The following is a 15,347-nucleotide window of genomic DNA, read 5'->3' on the forward strand; positions in this document are numbered from 1 at the left end:
TCGGTGGACTATCCAGTGTGCGATGATCGCACCGGCTGTGAGTCATTTGATCCGGACATAAAAAAGCCGGGCAAATGCCCGGCCTTTTTTTGCGACGCGATCAGCTAGCGATCAGATGCTGTCGAGTTGCGGGTTCAGGCGGTCCAGCAGGCGCTTGCTGCGGCGGCCGTCCTGCAGGTCGCCCAGATCCGTCAGGCGCACGCGCTCCTTCGGTTCGACCTTCAACTCTACGCCGCTGACCTTTCCGAGCATCGCCTTCCTGAGCAGTTCGCAACCGTCTTTCATGCCCTTTGGCAGGTCCTTAAATTCACGGCTGCAGTCCTTTTCGGTCTGTTCAACGACCTTCTCGTAATGCGCCTTGCGCTGTTTCTCGGCGCTGCCTTCGGTGGGGTTCAGCGGGGTGTTGTAGCGCTGATACAGGGCAATGCTGCGCTCGGCCATGCCGCGATCCTTGACGCTGAACGAGGCGCTTTGCAATTCGGCACGCTCGACGCTCGATGCCAACTCACCCAGCTCGCTCATGAATGCCCGTTGCCCCCGGTCGTCGCCACCGAAGCTCTCGCTCAGGCGCTGCAGCTTGCGATTCAAATCCCGCAGGTTGCTCAGGCGGTAGCTGACACGCGAATCGAACAGTTCTGGCAGGTCGACTGCCAGCTCTGTTTCCAGGGTGCCGGCATCGTCATCGATATCCACGTAGATTTCGACGTCGTAGGGCTTGAGCTCGGCCAGGCCGCTGATCAGCGCGGGTTCGAAGCCGCGAGCGGTAGCCATGCCTCGGCCGAAGCCGCCGCCGGCCATCGCGCCGAGGCTGCTCAGGCCGCCGAGGGCACGGTTATCGGCCTCGACGCCATTGAAGCGCAGGCGCAAGCGGGTCCGTTCATCGTTGATGGAGCGGTCGCTGATGATCACTTCAGCCACCTGCAGGCTTGGCTCGCGTCCACCGGCTTCCACTTGCAGCTCGGAGATCGTCACGCGGCCGCCGAATGGGCTGGACGACACCGACTTCCAACGCAGGGTGTCCTCAAGCTCGTGCTCGTAAACCCAGTCTTCGATCAGCTTTTCTGCCTGGCTGCTGCTGTAGGCGCTCAGGCCGAAGTAGCCGGCCACCAGTACGGCAACGGCAGCGCCGGCGATCAGGGGTAGGCGCTTGCTCATTCGTCATCTCCTTGGAGCTCGGCACGTTCGGGCCAGGCTTGTTGTATCAGCGATTTGGCCTCTTCCGGCGTCCAGTCCGGGTCACCGATTTCATGTCGTGCAAGTTTCAGCGGGTCGCGCAGATCGGCGCAGCCCTTTTCGCTGCAGGCTTGCAGCGTGGTGGCGCTGATCAGCGTCAGCGGCAGGTTTTGCTCATCCTTGCGTGACGCGTCCAGCCGCGCCTCGCCCTTGACCAGGAACCAGCCCTTGTCGGCGCTTTGCTCGCTGTCTTTGGTATCCAGAACAGCGGCGTACGGATAGTCGACGTCCCAGCCACCATCGGTCTTGCCATCGATATGCACGATCTGGCTGTAGCCCTGCGCGCGGCCTTGCATCATCGCGGCATAGCCACCGCCACTGAACGGCGAGTAGCTGGCATCGCTGAGGATGCGTCCGTAGAGCTCTTCGGGTTTGCGGGTTTCACGGCGCAGCTGACGATACAACTGCAGCTGTTGCTCTGCCTGACGAGCCAGCAGCTCGCGCTGGCGCTGGGCTTCACGCTCGCGCTCCAGCTCGGCTCGGCGCTGCAGTTCAGCTTCCTTGCGCTCGTACGCGAACAGGTGATTGTTGGCCCGAGCGGGGTCGTATTCCCACTTCTGCGTACGGTAGTGGCGCGACAGCGATAGGTCGTAAAGCCAGAAATCTCGATCGCCTTCGTGCAGCCCTTTTTCCAGATCCCGCATGCCGTAAAAATGGATTGCCCTGATCTTCGGTGCGCTCTTGTCCAAGTGCGCGGTGGCGAGGTCGATTGTCCGGCGAATGCTTTCCAGGTCGCGGAACAGCTCACGGTTTTCGGTTAGTGCAATCAGCGTGACGCTGCCGGCATTCCAGTGGCCGTTATAGCTATGGCCCATGCGCAGCAGGTAATGCACCTTGCTGGCAGGTTCGCTATGCAACAGCAGCAGCAGATTCTTGCGCTGGTCGATGCCCACTACCGGAAGCTGCGGCGCGTCGCCGTAGATTTCCAGGCCATCGAGGAAGCTGCCTTTGAACTGATGCAGACGCACGCCATCGCGGCGGTTGAGCGTCAGCGAGCCGGTGCTCTGCGCGTAGCCGTCCGGGCCGCATTTCACGCCGCTGGAGGTCGCGGAGATGTTCGCTATGTCGTCCTCCGGCTTGAAGCCCAGGCGGAAGCGACAGCCGTTCTGATCGACGATCTCGGTGATGAGGTCGGCCTTGGCGAAAACGTCCCGGGCCAGCGGCGGTTGCCAGCCGTTGACGCTGAACTCTTTGGCGATAACCGGGGCGGGGGCCACGGCCTGCTCAACCGGGGCTGGCTTTTCTGCCGGCTCAGCGGGTTGGGCGTCGGCCACAGGTGCTGTCGGCGCTGGGGATGTGGCTGGGGGTTGTGGTGCTTCGGCTTGCGTCGGTTTGGCCGGTTCCGGCTCTGCGGTGGCCGGAGCTGTCTCGCGCGCAGCAGGTGCGGCGGAAGCGGGGGCTTCAGCAGGCGCTTGGGCGACGGTTGGCGCAGGGGCTTGCTCGGCGGCTGGTTGCGGTGCTGCGGGGGCAGTACTCGCCGCTTGTGCCACCCAGCCTGCGGCTTGGCTGGCGTGGCCGCTGGCTTGCGTCTTGCCGGTGGCGTCTACGCTGGTCCAGCTCAGCTGGGTGGCGCTCGAGCACTGGCTAGCGAACAGGCCGCCAAGTTTTGGCAGCAAGCGGTTGATGGAGTCCTGATCTGCTGGGCCGGCAAATGCGAAACGCAGCTTCAGGTTGTCGCTGCACCAAGGCTGACCATCGGCGTGGTCGACAAAGACCTCGACGTTTTCCGCCTTCGAATAGGCCAGTCGGTGGCTGGCTGCCTGGGCCGAGGCCGCTACGGCCAGGCTGAGGGCCAGTAGGGAAATGTGGCGTACGTTCATCAGATCAGCTCCCAGGCACCGTCGGCCGCCTGGCAGGCTTTTGCAGTCTGCTGCTCATTGCTGCCCTGGGCTGTCACGTCGTACTTGATCGTCCGGCAGGTGGCCTGGGCGGTCATGGTCTGCTCGACCGGAACAGCATCCAGATCGATGGCGTCCAGGTCGATTCCCTTGGAGGCTGCGCTGGCGACATCAAGGCTGTCGAGATCGGTTGCCGTTTCGGCTGCGACGGTCTGAGTCGATTGGGCGGGCTTCTTGACCTGTGCCACCAGCGGCGCGTAGACGTAGCCGATGGTTACGCCGCGGCGGCCCACCATGATCCAGTCATTGTCGGTACGGCCAATCGCGGTAAAGGTGGTGCCGGCTGGCAACCCTGCAACCTTTTCGGCTTTGAGGTCGGGCGCATTGCGTACGTTCGCCGATTTAACCGCCTGGTAGGGCTGGTTGATCAGCGTCATGTTCGCTACCGGCTGCACCTTGGGCGTGCGTTTGACGGCGACTTCACGCTGCACGGTTTCGGTCTTGATCGGGGTGATGGTGGCTTTGGCATCGCTGTGGCTCGACGACCACTGGGTGGCCTGGCCATCCTGAGTGTGCTGCAGCGCCTGTTGAGTCTGCAGTGCCAGCGCCTCGCGATCCCGCACATCCAGCTTCGCGCCGATGGTCTTGCCAAGGTAACCACCGGCCAGCGCGCCTGCGATCATCGCTGCGGTGCGACCGCTGCCGTTTCCGACCTGGCTGCCGATGAGAATGCCTGCTGCGGTGCCGACCAGGGTGCCGATGTTCTCTTTGTTCGCCCACTCGTTTTCGGCCATGTTGGCGCAACCGGCGCTGAACACGATGGCACTGCTGAGCAGCAGCACGCTGGTTTTTTTCGCGAAGCCCATGAGGTAGTCCTTATCTGAATGGCTGGCAGGTAGCATTCAGGACTGACTCGACGGCCTATGCCGTACTAACGGGGCTGCCGCTTCAATCCATGAAATGGCCGGCAATTACACACAAATATGGCCTGCATCACAAACCTAAATCGGTCTAGATCGGCAACTTCAGGGCGAACGGTGCTGCCCGAGGCTTGTATGCCCACACGGCACCGCAGGCTGCACTTCGAAGGTTTGAAGCGCCACGGTAGCGAGATGTCGCTCAAAAAGGCTCATCGTGTGAATGAGATCAGGAGCAGGCAGGCGGCCAGTGCATGGTTTAGATGCACCGGCCGCTATGCGGCGATTCGTCACGCAGGGGCCGGTGTGGCGCCACCCTGAGGCTTCCATTCCTGCAGCCGGTCCAGGCTGCCGCGGTAATGCTTGAGCCCCATGCCGAGCAGGACTATCGCGCCGACCAGCGCAACGCCGGTGACGATCAGCAGCGAGTAGCGCAGGGCGTTGTCGTCGCCGAAGACGAAATCGGTGCCCAGCGCCACCGCGGTCGGGCCGATGCCGAGGCCGACCATGGTGATGACGAACAGGTACACCGCCGAGGCCTGGCCGCGCATGGAGTTGGGCATGATTTCCTGAATCGCCGCTGGGCCGACGCCGAAGGGCATGGCGATTGTGAAGACGTGCAGGGCGATCAGCGCCAGCGCCAGTTCGCCGGTGCCGGCCAGGTAGGCGAGATTGAGCGGCAGGGTCAGCGCGGCGGAGATGATGCCGACGCGCAGCGGTGCGTCGCGATAACCGCGGCGGTGCAGCAGGTCCGACAGCCGCCCGCCGGCGATGATGCCGATCGAGCCGGCCACTGCCACCACCGAGCCGTAGAGCACGCCGACGTCGCTGGCCGACCAGCCGTATGTGCGGATGAAAAACGTCGGAATCCACGCCGAACTGCCGTAGGCGGCGAAGGCCAGGCAGGCGAAGCCGAAGTTGTGGCACAGCACGGTGCGGCGGTTCTGCCGAATGTAGCCGGCCACCTCGCTGAGTGGCACCTCGACGCCGGCGCCGACGCCCTTGCGCGACGGCTCGCGGATCAGCAAGAGCACGGCGGTGAACAGCACGCCGGCTGCACCGAGCACGAGGAAGATCAACTGCCAGGGTCGGACCATGCCGAGCACCGGCAGCTCCACATCACCTTGCGCCGAGGCGAACTTGACCACCAGCCCGCCGAGCAGAAAGGCTAGACCGGAGCCGATGTAGATGCCCATCGAATAGACGCTCATGGCGGTGCCGCGCAGCTTGGGGGGGAAGCTGTCGGCGATCAGCGAATAGGCCGAGGGCGACAGCGCCGCCTCGCCGACACCGACGCCGATGCGGAACACGAGAAACTGCCAGAAGGTCCGCGCGGTACCGCACAGCGCGGTCATCAGGCTCCACACCAGCACGCCGATGGCGATGATGCCGCGGCGGCTCTTGCGGTCGGCCAGGCGTCCGATGGGCACGCCGCAGATGGTGTAGAACACCGCGAAGGAGAAGCCCATCAGCAGGCTCATGTGGGTGTCGGTGATGTCCAGGTCGCGGCGGATCGGCTCGACCAGCAGGTTGAGGATCTGCCGATCGACGAAGGACAGCACGTAGGCGAGCATGAGGATGGCGACCGTGACCCAGGCGCGGGTGCTCGAGGGGTAGCCGTTATTGTTGTTGTGCATGGCAAGGCTCCATTGGCGAGGAGGGCTGTAACCAGCCCATCCTCACTTTTGTCGGAGATCAGCCATCCGGCAAGGTGAATAACCCTCGCATATGTTTCGAAATATGCTAGCAGTGTTCCGCTCTGCGAAACTGATGTGTTTGTACGCTCACACCCCCGTTTGTTGTTGGTTTGGTATCAGCTCTGGCAACAAACGCGGCGTCCAGAGGTTGTCGGCGAAACCGCGACGGAAGAAGCCGAAGTGGCCGATCCGCGTGGCGCCAATTTCCGCGGGTGCGATGCGCTGCATGGTTTTCGGCGCCGAGCTGTAGAAGCCATGCAGGGATTCGGTGTTGCGCGCCGACATCATCTCGTCGTCGCTGAAGGACAGTGAGGTCAGCGGTGTGCGCACCGCGGCGAAAGCCTGGCGCATGGGCTCGCCCTCGACACCGACCAGGTAGTCCGGATGCAGGCACCAGCGCCGCCACTGGCGAATCACCCCGGCGGGCAGGTCGCCGACCGCCCCGATACGACCGCCCGGGAAGTAGCCGGCCACGGCGGTCAGCACGGGCGCCAGGCCATGCCAGAGCAGCCAGGCCTTGTTGCGGATCTGCGGGCTGTTCTCGCGCCAGTAGCCGCTGCCTGCGGCTATGGTGACGATGCGGGTCAGGCGCTCATGGCCGTTGACCAGCGGCAGGATCTGCGCGCCGACGCTGTGGCCGATCCAGTACAGCGGCAGCTCACCGGCGGCCTCGGCGGCCCTGTCCAGTACGGCGCTGCAGTCATGGCGCGCCCAGTCGAGGATGTCCACGTCCAGCTGGCGGAGCGGCACCCGCCGCGAGCGGCCCATGCCCAGGTAATCGAAGGTCACTACCTGATAGCCGCGCTCGGCGAGCCAGGTGGCGAAGTCGGTATAGAAGCGCTGCGGCACGCCCATCGCCGGCGCGATTAGCACGACGCCGCATGGCACGCCGCTCGGCTGATACCAGCAGCTGGACAGGGCATGGCCATTGCCATTGTCGATGGTGCGTTCTTCAACCTGTATCGTCGCCATCTTGTTGTTCTCCGCGCTTCTGCGATTGCTGCGATCGGTGCAGTATACGAAGGGTAGAAGATAATTCTAGAAAAATATTCTAGTTCAGACTGGAGGCCGGATGGCCCGTAGTAGCCGCAAGCAGGAAATCCTTCAGGCCGCACTCGCCTGTTTCACCGAGTTCGGCGTGGAAGCGACCACCATCGAGATGATTCGTGATCGTTCCGGCGCCAGCATTGGCAGCCTCTATCACCACTTCGGCAATCGTGAGCGGATCATCGCCGCGCTGTATCTGGAAGGCATCGGTGAGTATGCCGCGCTGCTGGAAGCCGGGCTGATCGAGACGCTGGATGCCGAGGCCTGCGTCCGGCTGTTCGTCACCAGCTACATCGACTGGGTGGTGGCGAATCCGGATTGGGCGCGCTTCGTCCTGCACAACCGCGGGCGGGTCGAGGCGGGGGAGATGGGCGAACGGCTGCGCGAGGTCAATCGCGCCCACGGTGAGCGCGTCGGAGCGATTCTGCGGCGCCATCGGGAAAGCGGAGCCTTTCGGCGGATGCCCGGCGACTGCTTTCTCGCGGTGGTGATCGGGCCCTGCCATGACATGGCGCGCAACTGGCTGGCGGGGCGTTCCCGCACCGCGCTGGCCGACTGCCGCGAGCTGCTCGCGGACATCGCCTGGGCCAGCGTCAGGGCCTGACGATCAGACGCCGAGGCTTTCGATATCGCGGGCGAGCATTTCCAGCTGGTGGGCCAGCGAGTTCTTTAGGGTGTCCTCGCTGAGCTGGAATGACGGGGCACCGCAGGTCAGCGCCATGATGCTGCCGTCGGCCAGGTGCAGCGGCACGCCGGCGGCCATCACGTTGCGGTCCCAGTCGCCGAGCGACAGGCAGAAGCCGTGCTGCACGAATTCCTCGAACGAAGCGTGTAGCGAAGCCTCGATGGCGGCCCAGCCATCGCCGTACTTGGCGGCTAATGCGGCCATCAGATGTTCGCGTTCCTTCTCCGGGGTGGCGGCGAGAAAGGCGCGGCCAGCGGCGGTGGTGGCCAGCGGCAGACGCACGCCGGCGTCCATGCGCAGGGTGGTGACCTCGGCCGGGCGGCAGTTTTCCACGTAGATCATCGACAGCCGATCGCGGCAGGTCAGGCCCACGGTGGTGTTGGTGCGGCGGGCGAATTCATCCATGTACGGCTTGGCCAGCTGGCGCACGCGCAGGTTAGAGACGTAGGCATAACCCAGCGCCAGCACGCCGGAATCGAGCTGATACTTCTCCAGCTGCTGCGAATAGCTGAGGTAGCCGAGCTTGGTCAGGGTGTAGGTCATGCGCGACACGGTGGGCTTGGGCAGCCCGGTGATGCGCGCGATGTCCTGGTTGCCCATCACCACCGAGCCATGGGTGAAGGCACGCAGCACGTCCAGCCCGCGGGCCAGGGCCTCGACGAACTTGCGATCCTTGGGTGTGCCGGTGTCTTCGATGTCGTCGCTCATGGTCTCGGTCTGTCTGGCTAGTGGGGCAGCGGTGGCGAACGATAGCAGATCGCCCGACGCCGGGCAGTGCGGCCATTGGCGATCATTGCGAGGGCAAAACCGTTCTACTACTATCGGATTCGACATCCAGTTTCGCACAGTAAAACAATAATTCATTTTGGAGAATGTCGATGTCCGCTTCCGTGCAAGGCTACGTGGCTGCCGAACTCGCCCGTGGCGGCTACCAGAACGTCCATGACCTGCTGTCTCAAGCCTGCGCGAAGCATCCGCAGCGCACGGCATTTTCCTGCGGCGACGACCGCCTCACCTACGCCGAGCTGGGCAGTCGTGCCGACGCCTTCGCCTGCTACCTCCGGTATCACGCGGGTCTGCAACCCGGTGACCGGCTGGCGCTACAGCTGCCCAATTGCTTGCAGTATCCAATCGCCGTATTCGGGGCGCTCAAGGCCGGGCTGGTGATCGTCAACACCAATCCGCAGTACACCGCTGCCGAAGCCCGGCATCAGTTCCACGATTCCGGCGCCAGGGCGATTCTTGTGCTCGACCGCCTGCTGCCGCAGGTGCGCGCGGTGCAGGCGGACACCGCGCTGCGGCAGATCATCCTGACCAGCGTCGATGACTTGCAACAGCCGATCTACGAAAGCCAGGAGGAGGGAACGCTGCGCTTCATGCAGGCCCTGCGCCTGGGCGAGCAGAAACCGCCGGTGGAGCGCGAGGCAGGTCTCGACCGCCTGGCGTTGTTGCAGTACACCGGCGGTACGACCGGCGTTTCCAAGGGCGCGATGCTCACGCATCGTAATCTGCTGGCCAACGTGTTGCAGACCATCGAACTGTTCGACCGGCCGGGGCTGCTTGAGCCCGAAAAGGACGTGCGCATCGCGCCGCTGCCGCTGTATCACATCATGGCCTTTGCCACGAACTGCCTGAGTTCGGTGGGTATGGGCCTGCACACGGTGTTCATCCGGGACGGGCGCAACCTGGACGAAACTATCAGTGCCATGCAGCGCTATCCGTTCAGTCTGCTCAGTGGCATCAATACGCTATTTGTCGGGCTGATGAATCACCCGGAGTTTCGCAGCATTGATTTCTCCCACCTGAAGTGGGCGACATCCGGCGGTGCGCCGCTCAACAGCGAGGTCGGGCGTCGCTGGCAGGCGCTGACCGGTGCGCCGATCCGCGAAGGTTTCGGCCTGACCGAGGCATCGCCGGTTGTGGCGACCGGTACTCAGCTGAGCCCCTACCGCGAGGGCTACATCGGCCAGGCGCTGATCGACACCGAGCTGCGCACCGTGGATGACGAGGGCAACGACGTGCCGCCGGAAACGCCGGGCAAACTGTGGCTGCGTGGCCCGCAGGTCATGCAGGGCTACTGGCAACGTGCGGACGAGACGGCCAAGGTGCTCACGCCCGATGGCTGGCTGAAGACCGGCGATATCGCGCTGCTGGATGCCGATGGCTTCGTGAAGATCGTCGACCGCAAGAAGGACATGATCCTGGTGTCCGGCTTCAACGTGTTCCCCAACGAGATCGAGGATGTGCTGATGCAGCATCCATCCGTGCGTGAATGCGTGGCGGTGGGCGTGCCGGATGCGCGCAAGGGCGAGGCGGTGAAGGTCTTCGTCAGCCTCAAGGACGATACGGTTGATGAGCGGGCCTTGCTCGAACATTGCCGGCAATACCTCACCGGCTACAAGACGCCGAGCTTTCTCGAGCTGCGCGACGAGCTGCCGAAGACAGCCGTGGGCAAGTTGCTGGCGTCGTCAGCTGCGCGACGAGGCGCGGGGCAGCGCAGGTTGATTGCGACCTATATATAGGTGGTGAGCTGACGAGCGGGCTGCAGTACTCAGGCCCCGGTCGGCATCGAGCAGCAACTCTCGAAGGCACGGCAGTCGGGCGGAAATTTCAATCCGCGCTTGTTGCCCTAGGGGGTTTCTGATATAAAGCAGCGCTCTTTTCTAGGGGCCCGGTATCTTCGTTCGCAACGTGGCCGGTAAGACCCCCATGAAACGTGGCGCTGAGCGCCGAACTGACAAGTGAATTCAAGCGGCCAACCCATGCCGGGTTGGGCATGTGGTTTTAGAGGGCTGAGGCATGTCGAGAGTCTGTCAAGTTACCGGTAAGGGTCCGGTAACCGGGAACAACGTTTCCCACGCAATGAACAAAACCCGTCGTCGTTTCCTGCCGAACCTGCAGCATCATCGCTTCTGGGTCGAGTCGGAGAACCGCTTCGTCCGTCTGCGCCTGAGTGCCAAAGGCATGCGCATCATCGACAAGCGCGGCATTGACGTCGTTCTGTCCGAGCTGCGCGCCCGCGGCGAAAAGGTTTAAGGAGAGCAATCATGCGTGACCTGATCCGTTTGGTGTCCAGCGCCGGTACCGGCCACTTCTACACCACCGACAAGAACAAGCGCACCACCCCCGACAAGATCGAAATCAAGAAATTCGATCCGGTCGTACGCAAGCACGTGATCTACAAGGAAGCCAAGATCAAGTAATTGATCGGCCCTTGAAGAAAGAACCCGCCTCACGGCGGGTTTTTTCGTTTCTAGCGAACGCTTGGTGTCGTTGCCTGACACCAGTCGTCGTTCGCGTTGCCTAGTTTGATATGCATCATGTACGGCGCCTGTCGAATTCGCCTATCGTGCGAGCTTTCTTTTCTCCCACTTTCGGCACGAGGATGCGCAGCGCATGGCGAAGACGGACGGGCCCATCGCGGCAGACAGCAAGAGCACTTCCAGCATCGCCCTGCAGGCGGCTTCCGAAGATATCTGGGCACAGAAATACCGTCTGACCAGCAAGGACGGCACGCCGATCGATGACAGCGTCGACGCCACCTGGCAGCGCGTCGCCCGCGCCCTGGCTGACGTCGAGCCGGCCAAGCAGCGCGAGCACTGGCACGAGCGTTTCCTCTGGGCGCTGCGCAACGGCGCCATCCCGGCCGGACGGATCATCTCCAACGCCGGCGCGCAGGATTACAAGCCGGCGACCTCGACCATCAACTGCACCGTCTCGGGTTCGATCACCGACTCGATGGATGACATCCTCGGCAAGGTCCACGAGGCCGGTCTGACGCTCAAGGCCGGTTGCGGCATCGGCTACGAGTTCAGCACCCTGCGTCCGCGCGGCTCCTTCGTCTCGGGTGCCGGTGCGCACACCAGCGGCCCGCTGTCGTTCATGGATATCTTCGACAAGATGTGCTTTACCGTGAGTTCGGCCGGCGGCCGCCGCGGCGCGCAAATGGGCACCTTTGATGTCGGCCATCCGGATGTGCGCGAGTTCATCCGCGCCAAGCGCGAAGACGGCCGACTGCGCCAGTTCAACCTCAGCCTGTTGATCACCGATGAATTCATGCAGGCGGTGGATGCCGACGGCGAATGGCCGCTGATCTTCCCGGTGCATGCCAAGGAAGCCGGTGAGCTCGACCTGGCCGATGCCGAGCATGTGCTCTGGCGCGAGTGGCCGGTGCACGATGGCTACATCGTGCGCGACGACGGCCTAGTGGCCTGCAAGATCTACGGTCGGGTCAAGGCGCGGCATCTGTGGGACATGATCATGGTGTCCACCTACGATTATGCGGAGCCGGGCTTCATCCTCATCGACCGCGTCAACCAGCTGAACAACAACTGGTGGTGCGAAGCGATCCGCGCCACCAACCCTTGCGGTGAGCAGCCGCTGCCGCCATACGGATCGTGCCTGCTGGGCTCGATCAACCTGACCAACTTCGTCATCGACCCGTTCGGCGCCGATGCGCGCTTCGACTGGGACAAGTACCGCGAGGTGGTGCGCGTCTTCACGCGTATGCTCGACAACGTCGTCGAGATCAACGGCCTGCCGCTGGAGCAGCAGCGCCACGAAATCGAGAGCAAGCGCCGCCATGGCATGGGCTTCCTCGGCCTTGGCTCGACGCTCACGCTGCTCAAGCTGCGCTATGGCAGCCCGGAAGCCTGCGTGTTCACCGAGGAAGTCGCTCGCGAAATGGCACTGGTCGGCTGGGAACAGGCGCTGGAGCTGTCCAAGGAGAAGGGCCCGGCGCCGTTGCTGAGCCAGACCTTCGAGGTCACCGCCGAGATGCTGCGCAAGCGTCCGGAGATGGCCAAGGATGGTTACAAGGTCGGCGACCAGATTGCCGGTCGCGTGCTGCACGCCAAGTACTCGCGGTACATGCAGAAGATCGCCGAGTACGCGCCGGAGCTGATCGAGTCGCTGGCCGAGCAGGGCGCGCGCTTCACCCACCACAGCTCCATCGCGCCCACCGGCACCATCAGCCTGAGCCTGGCCAACAACGCCTCCAACGGCATCGAGCCGAGCTTCGCCCATCACTACTCGCGCAACCTGATCCGTCCGGGCCGCAAGGCCAAGGAGAAGATCGAGGTGTTCAGCTACGAGCTGCTGGCCTATCGCACGCTGATCAACGAGCGCGCCAAGCCGGGCTCCGACGAGCCGGGCGAGAAGCTGCCGGACTACTTCATCACCGCCGATGACGTCAGCCCGACCCAGCACGTGGATATCCAGGCCGCCGCGCAGAAGTGGGTCGACTCGTCGATTTCCAAGACCGCCAACGTACCGACCGATTATCCGTTCGAGGCGTTCAAGGACATCTACCGCTACGCCTGGCGCCAGGGTCTCAAGGGCTGCACCACCTTCCGCTTCAATCCCGCGGCCTTCCAGGGCGTGCTGGTCAAGGAAGCCGATCTGGAAAAGACCCTGTACCGCTTCACCCTGGAGGACGGCAGCGTGGTCGAGCTCAAGGGCAATCAGGAGGTCGAGTACGACGGCGAGGTGAACACCGCCGCCAACCTGTTCGACGCCCTCAAAGAAGGCTATTACGGCAAGTACTGAACCGGACTGCCAATCGTATAAGCGCCGGGCCATCGCTGCGCCCGGCAGGAGAATCTGCACAATGACCGTAAAGATCACCCAGCGCATCAAGGGCTTCAAGGTCGTCGACGAGGCCCTCGAACGCCCCGCGGCCGCTGCGGCCAATACCGACAACAAGGCGAGCAAGGCCGTCAATGTAGTGGAAATGGACGAGAGCCTGCAGCGTCCGGAAACGCTGATCGGCATGACCTACAAGATCAAGTCACCGCTGTTCGAACACGCGCTGTACGTCACCGTGAACGACATCGTGCTCAACGCCGGCACTCCGCACGAGCAGCGTCGGCCATTCGAGATCTTCATCAATTCGAAGAACATGGACCATTTCCAGTGGATCGTGGCGCTTACCCGGATCATGTCCGCGGTGTTCCGCAAGGGCGGTGACTGCACCTTCCTGGTCGAGGAGCTGAAGGCGGTGTTCGATCCGCGCGGCGGCTACCTGAAGAAGGGCGGCGTCTACATGCCGTCGATCGTCGCCGAGATCGGTGCGGTTCTGGAGCGCCATCTGATTGCCATCGGCATGTTAGAAGGCCATGCGCTGGACGAAACGCAGCTCAAGTACCTGGCCGAAAAGCGCGCGGCTTACGAGGCCAGCCAGGGCGCGGTGGCCGTCGAGCCGGGCGAAGGCTTTCCGGCCGGCGCGCAGCTGTGCAACAAGTGCAACACCCAGGCCGTGGTGCAGATGGATGGCTGCGCCACCTGCCTGAACTGCGGCAACTCCAAGTGCGGCTGACCGCTCGAGCGGTCTCATGAAAAAAGGCCCGGACTGATGCCCGGGCCTTTTTTTGTTGCGCGCGAAGCGACTTGCGCTCAGGTCACCACGCGGTAGCACGGCGTGTAGGGCACGCCGCCGGGCAGTTTCATGCGGTGCTGCTCGACGAAGGCCTGCAGCAGCTTGTCCAGCGGTTGCATGATCGCCGTGTCGCCGTGGATCTCGTAACGGCCGTATTGCTCGATGCGGCGGATGCCCTTGTCCTTGACGTTGCCGGCGACGATGCCGGAAAACGCGCGGCGCAGGTTGGCGGCCAGCTCGTGGGGTGGCAGGTCGCGGCGCAGCGGCAGGCTGGCCATAGCCTCGTGGGTCGGATCGAACGGCCGCTGGAAGCCTTCCTCGATCTTCAGCAGCCAGTTGAAGTGGAACGCGTCGTTGCGTTCGCGGCGGAAGCGGCGCACCTCACGCAGGCCCTCGGTCATCTGCCGCGCCACTTCGGTGGGGTCGTTGAAGACGATCTGGTAGCGCTTCTGCGCTTCCTCACCGAGGGTGGCGCCGACGAAATCGTGCAGTTGCTGCAGATAGTCTGCGGCATCGCTCGGCCCGGTGAGGATGACCGGGAACGGCACGTCACGATTGGCCGGGTGCAGCAGGATGCCGAGCAGGTAGAGGAATTCCTCGGCCGTGCCGACGCCGCCGGGGAAGATGATGATGCCGTGGCCGACCCGGACGAAGGCTTCCAGGCGCTTCTCGATGTCCGGCAGGATCACCAGCTCGTTGACGATCGGGTTCGGCGCCTCGGCGGCGATGATGCCCGGCTCCGTCAGTCCCAGGTAGCGGCTGCCGTTGCGGCGCTGCTTGGCATGGGCGATGGTTGCGCCCTTCATCGGTCCCTTCATCACGCCCGGCCCGCAGCCGGTGCAGACGTCCAGGCTGCGCAGGCCCAGCTCATGGCCGACGCGCTTGCTGTACTTGTATTCCTCGGTGCTGATCGAGTGTCCGCCCCAGCACACCACCATGCTCGGCTCGACACCCGGGCGCAGCGTGCGGGCGTTGCGCAGCAGGTGGAAAACATAATCGGTAATGCCCTGGGAAGTGCTCAGGTCGATGCGTGCGGCACTCAGCTCGCTCTCGGTGTAAACGATGTCGCGCAGCGCGCTGAAGAGCATTTCGCGGGTGCTGGCGATCATCTCGCCATCGACGAAGGCGTCGGCCGGCGCGTTGAACAGCTCGAGGCGTACGCCGCGATCCTGCTGCAGGATGCGCACCTCGAAGTCCTCGTAGGCTTCGAGGATGGTCTTGGCGTTATCGATGCGCGTGCCGGTGTTGAGGATTGCCAGGGCACACTGGCGGAACAGCTTGTGCGTGCTGCCTGCGCCGACTTCGCTCAGTTGCTGTACTTCGCGTTGCGAGAGTGTTTCAAGGCTGCCCTTGGGGCTAACCGAGGCGTTGATTACATAGCGTTGGGTCATTGATGATTCCTGAGTTCGATGGCGACACCATCGAGGAGCTGGTGCACCAAAACGGCGGCTGCGTGCCGCCATCTTAACGCGGTGACGCAGGGGTGGTGGGCGATCCGTTCGGTGGGCGCGAAGGCAAAGCGCCCTGAGCGCCGTGGCAACTTCGACCCTCGGG

At 63.5% G+C, this 15,347-nt stretch carries 12 protein-coding genes and 1 pseudogene; 6 read left to right on the plus strand and 7 right to left on the minus strand.

The features are described from left to right. Positions 1 to 111: 111 nt before the first annotated feature. The 5 genes from AAEZ08_RS07825 to AAEZ08_RS07845 form a co-directional block, all read right to left on the minus strand. Entirely contained in the window at positions 112 to 1,155 is a 1,044-nt protein-coding gene (locus AAEZ08_RS07825; protein WP_102820389.1) for a hypothetical protein, read from the minus strand. After that, positions 1,152 to 3,053: a hypothetical protein gene (locus tag AAEZ08_RS07830; RefSeq protein WP_500124021.1), complete on the minus strand. Its 1,902-nt coding sequence runs from the start codon at positions 3,051 to 3,053 to the stop codon at positions 1,152 to 1,154. Before AAEZ08_RS07830 ends, AAEZ08_RS07825 begins: the two co-directional genes overlap by 4 nt. Then, positions 3,053 to 3,937: an SH3 domain-containing protein gene (locus AAEZ08_RS07835; protein ID WP_427703054.1), complete on the minus strand. Its 885-nt coding sequence runs from the start codon at positions 3,935 to 3,937 to the stop codon at positions 3,053 to 3,055. The genes AAEZ08_RS07830 and AAEZ08_RS07835 overlap by 1 nt, the downstream gene beginning before the upstream one ends. 341 nt (positions 3,938 to 4,278) lie before the next feature. After that, positions 4,279 to 5,625, minus strand: a complete 1,347-nt coding sequence (locus tag AAEZ08_RS07840) for a spinster family MFS transporter (protein WP_058063331.1) — start codon at positions 5,623 to 5,625, stop codon at positions 4,279 to 4,281. A 147-nt stretch (positions 5,626 to 5,772) separates the two neighbouring features. After that, entirely contained in the window at positions 5,773 to 6,657 is an 885-nt protein-coding gene (locus AAEZ08_RS07845) for an alpha/beta hydrolase family protein (protein WP_500124022.1), read from the minus strand. 100 nt (positions 6,658 to 6,757) lie between these two features. Here AAEZ08_RS07845 and AAEZ08_RS07850 point away from each other — a divergent pair, with 100 nt between their 5' ends. Beyond that, positions 6,758 to 7,336, plus strand: coding sequence for a TetR/AcrR family transcriptional regulator (locus AAEZ08_RS07850; protein ID WP_003284191.1), 579 nt, complete (start codon positions 6,758 to 6,760; stop codon positions 7,334 to 7,336). 3 nt (positions 7,337 to 7,339) lie between these two features. On the opposite strand, the gene AAEZ08_RS07855 is transcribed toward AAEZ08_RS07850, so the two are convergent. Then, on the minus strand, positions 7,340 to 8,125 hold the full coding sequence (locus AAEZ08_RS07855) for an IclR family transcriptional regulator (protein WP_015278854.1): 786 nt from the start codon (positions 8,123 to 8,125) through the stop codon (positions 7,340 to 7,342). A 170-nt stretch (positions 8,126 to 8,295) separates the two neighbouring features. Here AAEZ08_RS07855 and AAEZ08_RS07860 point away from each other — a divergent pair. The 5 genes and pseudogenes from AAEZ08_RS07860 to AAEZ08_RS07880 all read left to right on the plus strand — a co-directional run bounded on the left by AAEZ08_RS07860 (position 8,296) and on the right by AAEZ08_RS07880 (position 13,733). Then, positions 8,296 to 9,922 (plus strand): annotated as a pseudogene (locus AAEZ08_RS07860) (AMP-binding protein). A gap of 294 nt (positions 9,923 to 10,216) precedes the next feature. Further along, on the plus strand, positions 10,217 to 10,453 hold the full coding sequence (gene rpmB / locus AAEZ08_RS07865; protein WP_003284186.1) for a 50S ribosomal protein L28: 237 nt from the start codon (positions 10,217 to 10,219) through the stop codon (positions 10,451 to 10,453). 11 nt (positions 10,454 to 10,464) lie between these two features. Beyond that, the gene (rpmG, locus tag AAEZ08_RS07870) at positions 10,465 to 10,620 is read left to right on the plus strand and encodes a 50S ribosomal protein L33 (RefSeq protein WP_003284185.1); all 156 of its coding nucleotides are present in this window, start codon (positions 10,465 to 10,467) and stop codon (positions 10,618 to 10,620) included. A 193-nt stretch (positions 10,621 to 10,813) separates the two neighbouring features. Then, entirely contained in the window at positions 10,814 to 12,964 is a 2,151-nt protein-coding gene (locus AAEZ08_RS07875) for an adenosylcobalamin-dependent ribonucleoside-diphosphate reductase (RefSeq protein ID WP_500124023.1), read from the plus strand. A 61-nt stretch (positions 12,965 to 13,025) separates the two neighbouring features. Continuing rightward, on the plus strand, positions 13,026 to 13,733 hold the full coding sequence (locus tag AAEZ08_RS07880; RefSeq protein WP_102820380.1) for a TSCPD domain-containing protein: 708 nt from the start codon (positions 13,026 to 13,028) through the stop codon (positions 13,731 to 13,733). A gap of 77 nt (positions 13,734 to 13,810) precedes the next feature. Here AAEZ08_RS07880 and ppnN read toward each other — a convergent pair whose 3' ends face one another. Beyond that, complete coding sequence (gene ppnN / locus AAEZ08_RS07885; RefSeq protein ID WP_181067009.1) at positions 13,811 to 15,184, minus strand: nucleotide 5'-monophosphate nucleosidase PpnN; 1,374 nt, start codon at positions 15,182 to 15,184, stop codon at positions 13,811 to 13,813. Between the last annotated feature and the right edge of the window lie 163 nt (positions 15,185 to 15,347).

Source organism: Pseudomonas sp. E45-MNA-CIBAN-0222, from assembly GCF_040310405.1.
Taxonomy (GTDB): Bacteria; Pseudomonadota; Gammaproteobacteria; order Pseudomonadales; family Pseudomonadaceae; genus Stutzerimonas; species Stutzerimonas stutzeri_AC.

Bases quoted from the DNA above. Each gene is read 5' to 3' on its own strand.
- AAEZ08_RS07850 (WP_003284191.1), top strand. From the start codon at position 6,758: ATGGCCCGTAGTAGCCGCAAGCAGGAAATCCTTCAGGCCGCACTCGCC.
- AAEZ08_RS07830 (WP_500124021.1), bottom strand. From the start codon at position 3,053: ATGAACGTACGCCACATTTCCCTACTGGCCCTCAGCCTGGCCGTAGCG.
- rpmB (WP_003284186.1), top strand. From the start codon at position 10,217: ATGTCGAGAGTCTGTCAAGTTACCGGTAAGGGTCCGGTAACCGGGAAC.
- AAEZ08_RS07835 (WP_427703054.1), bottom strand. From the start codon at position 3,937: ATGGGCTTCGCGAAAAAAACCAGCGTGCTGCTGCTCAGCAGTGCCATC.
- AAEZ08_RS07825 (WP_102820389.1), bottom strand. From the start codon at position 1,155: ATGAGCAAGCGCCTACCCCTGATCGCCGGCGCTGCCGTTGCCGTACTG.
- AAEZ08_RS07880 (WP_102820380.1), top strand. From the start codon at position 13,026: ATGACCGTAAAGATCACCCAGCGCATCAAGGGCTTCAAGGTCGTCGAC.
- rpmG (WP_003284185.1), top strand. From the start codon at position 10,465: ATGCGTGACCTGATCCGTTTGGTGTCCAGCGCCGGTACCGGCCACTTC.
- AAEZ08_RS07855 (WP_015278854.1), bottom strand. From the start codon at position 8,125: ATGAGCGACGACATCGAAGACACCGGCACACCCAAGGATCGCAAGTTC.
- ppnN (WP_181067009.1), bottom strand. From the start codon at position 15,184: ATGACCCAACGCTATGTAATCAACGCCTCGGTTAGCCCCAAGGGCAGC.
- AAEZ08_RS07845 (WP_500124022.1), bottom strand. From the start codon at position 6,657: ATGGCGACGATACAGGTTGAAGAACGCACCATCGACAATGGCAATGGC.
- AAEZ08_RS07840 (WP_058063331.1), bottom strand. From the start codon at position 5,625: ATGCACAACAACAATAACGGCTACCCCTCGAGCACCCGCGCCTGGGTC.
- AAEZ08_RS07875 (WP_500124023.1), top strand. From the start codon at position 10,814: ATGGCGAAGACGGACGGGCCCATCGCGGCAGACAGCAAGAGCACTTCC.